The sequence below is a fragment of the Kitasatospora sp. NPDC090091 genome, assembly GCF_044747365.1.
In the GTDB taxonomy this organism is placed as follows: Bacteria; Actinomycetota; Actinomycetes; order Streptomycetales; family Streptomycetaceae; genus Kitasatospora.
Map to the genome: position 1 here is coordinate 1 of NZ_JBIVDY010000050.1, position 6,184 is coordinate 6,184.

Consider the following 6,184-nt stretch of genomic DNA (forward strand, 5'->3'; position numbering starts at 1 on the left):
GTGTCGAAGAGGGCGCAGGTCTGGTCGAAGGCTTCGGCGAAGACGGGGAAGCGTGCGTAGAGTTCGCGTCCCATGCCGGGTCGTTGGGCGCCCTGTCCGGTGAACAGGAAGGCGGTCTTGCCGGGGGCGGTGGACTGCACACCCCGGACCACGCCCGCCCCGGCCGTCAGGTCTCCCCGGGCGACGGACTCCAGGGCGGTGACGAACTGCTCCAGCGAGTCCGCGACGACGACGGCCCGGTGCTCGAACGCCGTCCGCCCCACGGCCAGGGACCGGCCCACGTCCGCCGGGTCCAGCGACGGATCGGCCGCCGCGAACGCCCGCAGCCGTTCGGCCTGGGCGCGCAGTGCGGCGTCGGTCTTCCCCGACAGCACCCACGGCACCGGGCCCGTAGCGGGAGCCGCCCCCTCCACCGGAGCCGGTGCCTCGACCGGCGGTGCCTGCTCCAGGACGGCGTGCGCGTTGGTGCCGCTGACCCCGAACGAGGACACCCCGGCCCGGCGCGGCGCCCCGGTCTGCGGCCACGGGGTCTCCTCGGTCAGCACCGAGACCGCGCCCGCGCTCCAGTCGATGTGCGGCGACGGCTCGTCGACGTGCAGAGTGCGCGGCAGCACCCCGTGCCGGATCGCCATCACCGTTTTGATCACTCCGGCGACGCCGGCCGCCGCCTGGGCGTGACCGATGTTGGACTTCAGCGAGCCCAGCAGCAGCGGTCGCCCATCGGTGCGCTCCTGGCCGTAGGTGGCCAGCAGCGCGTGCGCCTCGATCGGGTCGCCCAGCCGGGTGCCGGTGCCGTGCGCCTCCACCGCGTCGACCTGCGCGGCGGTCAGGCCCGCGTTGGCGAGGGCCTGACGGATGACCTGCCGCTGCGCGGGGCCGCTCGGGGCGGTGAGGCCGTTGCTGGCGCCGTCCTGGTTGACGGCCGAACCGCGGACGACCGCCAGCACCCGGTGCCCGTGGCGCTGCGCGTCGGAGAGCCGCTCCAGCAGCAGCATGCCGGCGCCCTCACCCCAGTTGGTGCCGTCGGCGGCCGCCGAGAACGGCTTGCACCGCCCGTCGGCCGCCAGGCCCCGCTGTCGGCTGAACTCCACGAACGCGTTGGGTGTGGACATCACCGTCACACCACCTGCCAGGGCGAGCGTGCAGTCGCCCTGCCGCAGCGCCTGGCAGGCCAGGTGCAGCGCCACCAGCGACGACGAGCACGCCGTGTCGACCGTGACCGCCGGCCCCTCCAGGCCCAGCGTGTACGCGATGCGGCCGGAGGCGATACTGCCCGCACTGCCGTTGTCGAGGTACCCCTCGACGCCCTCCGGGACCGAACGCAGCCGCGACGCGTAGTCGTGGTACATGACACCGGCGAAGATCCCGGTCCGGCTGCCCCGGACGGACGCCGGGTCGATCCCGGCCCGCTCGAACACCTCCCAGGACGTCTCCAGCAGCAGCCGCTGCTGCGGATCCATGGCCAGCGCCTCACGCGGGCTGATCCCGAAGAACCCGGCGTCGAACTGCGCCGCGTCGTACAGGAAACCGCCCTCGCGCACGTAGCTCGAACCCGGGCGGTCGGGATCCGGATCGTACAGCCGCTCCAGGTCCCAGCCGCGGTCGGCCGGGAACTGCGCGATCGCGTCGCTGCCGTCCAGGACGAGCTGCCACAGCTCCTCCGGCGAGGTCACCCCGCCGGGGAAACGGCAGCTCATCCCCACGATCGCGATCGGCTCGCCGTTCCTGTCCTCCAGCTCGCGCAGACGCCGGCGGGCCTGACGAAGATCGGTCGTCGCCCGCTTGAGGTAGTCGCGGAGCTTCTCCTCGTTCGACATCTGGCATCTCCACACGGAAAGGGTCGGAAGTTCGACGTACGGGGTGGACGGGTGGACGGGCAGGACTGACGGACGGGCAGGGGCACGCATGGACCGCTCCGGGACGGGCGCGGCCGCGCGGCGCGGCGGGCTACCGGTGGGCTAGTCGTCGAACCCGCTGTCCAGGAGCTCGAAGAGTTCGTCGTCGGTGGCCGACTCGACGTCCCGGTCCCGGATCCGCTCCCCGGCGCCGTCCGCCTCGCCCGGTGCCGGCTCCGGGCCGGTGGAGCTCCACCGCGACAGCAGGGCCCGCAGCCGCGAGCCGACCGCCTCCCGCACCGCCTCGCTGGGGTCCACCGTGGACAGCAGCGACTCCAACTGCGCCAGCTCCGCCAGCGACGAGCCGGCCGACGCCCCGTCCGGTGACGAGCCGGCCGACACGGGCGATCCGGCCGGTGACCGGGTGAGCTCCTCGGCGAGTTCCTCCGCCAGATGCCCCGCCAGGGCACCGGCCGTCGGGTGGTCGAAGACCAGCGTGGAGGGGAGCCGCAGCCCGGTCACGGTGATCAACCGGTTGCGCAACTCCACCGCGGTCAGCGAGTCCAGCCCCAGGTCGACGAAGCTCTGCTCGGTGTCCACCCGGTCCGCACCGGTGAACCCCAGCACGGTGGCGACCTGTGTGACGACCAGGTCCCGCAGCGTGCGGACCCGTACCGGCTCGGCCAGGCCGGCCAGGCTGGCACGCAGCGAGCCAGCGGCCTCCGGCTGCACCGCCGCGTCCTGCGCCCGGCGGACCGCCCCGCGCACGAGCCCCCGCAGCAGCACCGGCACCGTCTCCGGTGCCCGACGGGCCTGTTCCTGCAAGGCCGGTACGTCCAGCCGGGCGGCCACCGGCACGGCGTCCTCGCCGGCCCGTGCGGCGTCGAACAACGCCAGTGCCTGGGCCGAGGACAGCGGCGCCACACCGGAACGCGCCATCCGGGCCAGATCGGTCTCGCTGAGGTGACCGGTCATCCCGCTGGCCTCGCCCCACAGGCCCCAGGCGACCGACGTCGCCGGCAGACCGGCGGCCCGGCGGTGGCGCGCCAGCGCGTCGAGGAAGGCGTTCGCCGCCGCGTAGTTCGCCTGCCCCGCACTGCCGAAGGCGGCCGCGGCGGAGGAGAACAGCACGAACGAGGAGAGCCTCAGACCCGCGGTGAGCTCGTGCAGGTGCAGCGCGGCGTCGACCTTGGGCCGCAGCACCCGATCGACCCGTTCGTCGGTCAGCGCGCCGATCACGCCGTCGTCCAGCACACCCGCGGTGTGCACCACGGCCGTCACCGGACGGTCGGTCGGCACCCCGGCCAGCAGCTCCGCCACCTGGGCGCGCTCCGCCACGTCGCAGGCGGCGACCGTCACCTCGGCGCCCAGCGCGGTGAGCTCCGCCACCAGCTCGCGGGTGCCGTCCGCTGCGGCGCCGCGCCGGCTGGTCAGCAGCAGGTGCCGCACCCCGTGCTCGGCGACGAGGTGCCGGGCCACCAGAGCGCCGAGCACGCCGGTGCCACCCGTGATCAGCACCGTGCCGTCCGGTGCCGCGGCACCGTCCCGGGTGGGCGCGGCCGACGGCGGCATGGTGAGCACGACCTTGCCGACATGACGCGCCTGGCTCAGGAAGCGGAACGCCTCCTCGGCCAGCCGAACGTCCCAGGTCGTCACCGGCAGCGGCCGCAGCACGCCGCTCTCGAACAGCTTCACCAGTTCGGCCAGCATCTCGCCGAGCCGCTCCGGCCCCGCCTCGCCCAGGTCGAAGGCCCGGTAGGCGACACCCGGATGATCGGCGGCCACCCGAGCCGCGTCCCGGATGTCGGTCTTGCCCATCTCGACGAACCGGCCGCCGCGCGGCAGCAGTCGCAGTGACGCGTCCACGAACTCCCGGGCGAGGCTGTCGAGCACCACGTCCACCCCGTGCCCACCGGTGCGCGCCAGGAAGTCCCGCTCGAACTCCACCGTGCGGGACGAGGCGATGTGGTCGTCGGCCAGACCCGAGGCCCGCAGCGTGCCCCACTTGCCCGGGCTGGCGGTACCGAAGACCTCGACACCCCAGTGCCGCGCCAGCTGCACCGCGGCCATGCCGACCCCGCCGGCGGCGGCGTGCACCAGCAGCGACTCCCCGCGCCGCACCCGGGCGAGGTCGACGAGCGCGTAGTAGGCGGTCAGGAACACGATGGGAACGGACGCGGCCTCGACGAACGACCAGCCCTCGGGCATCCGCACCACCGTGCGGTGGTCGGCCACCGCGACGGGCCCGAACGCCCCCGAGAACACACCCATCACCCGGTCGCCGACCGAGACGCCGCTCACGCCCGGGCCGACCTCGGTGACCACACCGGCGCCCTCGCCACCCATCTGTGCCTCGCCCGGGTAGACCCCCAGTGCGATCAGCACGTCACGGAAGTTCAGACCCGCCGCCTCCACGGCGATCCTGACCTGGCCCGCGGCCAACGGCCCGCCGGCGTCCTCGCGGCACGGGAGCAGTGCCAGATTCTCCAGGGTGCCGTTCTCGGTGATGTCCAGACGCCACTCGGCGACCCCCGCCGGGGCGGACAGCACCTCGTCGGCCGCCGGACGCACCAGCCGCGGCACCGACATCGCGCCGGCACGCAGCGCCAGCTGCGGCTCACCCGACGCCACGGCGGCGGGCAGCTGCCGCGCCGACGGCTCCTGCCCGTCCACGTCCGCCAGCACGAACCGGCCCGGGTGCTCAAGCTGGGCCGAACGCACCAGCCCCCACAGGGGAGCCCGCACGAGGTCCGGCAGCCCGTCGCCGCGCTGGACCTCCACCGCGCCGCGGGTGGCCACCACCAGCTGGGCCGCGGCGAACCGCTCGTCGGCCGCCCACTCCTGGAGCAGGGCCAGCGCCCGGTGCACGGCGGTCCTGGTCGACGCGGCGACGTCGTCGGCCGGCCCCGTGGCACCGCCGGCCAGGCCACCGCGCGGGGCGTCCGGTACCAGCACCGTGTCGGCGACCAGCACTGTGTCGGGCGACGGCGCACCTGCGGACACCGCGTCCTGCAGCGCCCGCAGATCGGCGAACACCTCCACCGCGACGCCGTCGACATACCGCCCGGCCGCGTCAGCGTCCGCACCGATCACCGCCCAGCGACCGCCGGGCACCTGCTGACCGGCGACCGGCTCCGGCAGCGCCACGATGTCCCAGCGCAGTTCGTACAGCGACTCCTGACGCGCACCGCGAGCGGCCCGCATCTGGTCCGCCGAGATCCGCCGCGTCACCAGCCGCTCGACCGACGCGACCGGAGCGCCCGTGCCGTCGGCGACCGCCAGGGCGACCCCACCGGAGGAACCGGGCGACCACCGCACCCGCAGCGTCGAGGCACCCGAGGCGTGCAGCGAAACGCCGCTCCAGGAGAACGGCAGATGACCCTCGCCCCGGTCCTCCAGGAGCGTCCCCAGGGCCAGCGAGTGCAGCGTCGCGTCCAGCAGCGCCGGGTGCACCCCGAACGCCCCGGCCTCCGACACCTGCTCCGGGCGCAACCGAACTTCGGCGAACAGCTCGTCCCCGAGCCGCCACACGGCCTCCAGAGCCCGGAACGCCGGGCCGTAGGCGATTCCGGTCTCCTCGAACCGCTCGTACAGGCCGTCCGTCGGCACCGCGACCGCACCGGCCGGTGGCCACACACCGAAGTCGGACTCCGCCGGCACCGTAACGCCGCCCGTACGCGCCGACGCCAGCAGCACACCGCCGGCATGGCGGGTCCACGGCTGGTCCGGCGCGGCGTCCTCCGGCCGCGAGAACAGGGCGAGCGGCCGACGGCCCGACTCGTCCGCCGAGCCCACCGAGATCTGGATGTGCACGGCCTGACCCTCCGGCAGCACCAGCGGCGCCTCCAGCGTCAGCTCCTCCAGCAGGTCACAGCCCACCTGACGGCCGGCCTGGACGGCCAGCTCGACGAACCCCGTGCCCGGGAGGATGGCCGAGCCCATCACGGTGTGGTCGGCCAGCCACGGGTGAGTACGCGGAGACAGTCGGCCCGTGAACAGGTGGCCGCCGTCCGCCAGACTCACCGCCGCCCCGAGGAGCGGGTGTTCGGCCGGGTGGAGTCCGAGTCCTGTGACGTTCCTGGGTGTGGTGGGGGTGTCGAGCCAGTAGCGGTGGTGTTGGAAGGGGTAGGTGGGGAGGTTGGTGGGTGTGTGGGTGGGGGTGTGGTTGAGGGTGGTGGTCCAGGTGAGGGGGGTGGTGTGGGTGTGGAGGTGGGCGAGGGCGGTGAGGAGGGTGTGGGTTTCGTTGTGGTTGGTGCGGAGGGTGTGGGTGGTGTGGGTGGTGTCGGGGGTGTGGGGGGTGAGGGTGGGGTCGGGTCCGATTTCGAGGTAGGTGGTGACGTTGTGGTGGT

2 protein-coding genes are annotated in these 6,184 nt (G+C 74.2%); both read right to left on the minus strand.

Annotated features, from left to right (window positions below):
* The coding region (locus ACIPSC_RS38860) for a type I polyketide synthase (protein WP_400835094.1) at positions 1 to 1,817 on the minus strand (1,817 nt) is incomplete at its 3' end.
* Between the two features lie 141 nt (positions 1,818 to 1,958).
* On the minus strand, positions 1,959 to 6,184 hold a 4,226-nt coding region (locus ACIPSC_RS38865; protein WP_400835096.1), incomplete at its 5' end, for an SDR family NAD(P)-dependent oxidoreductase.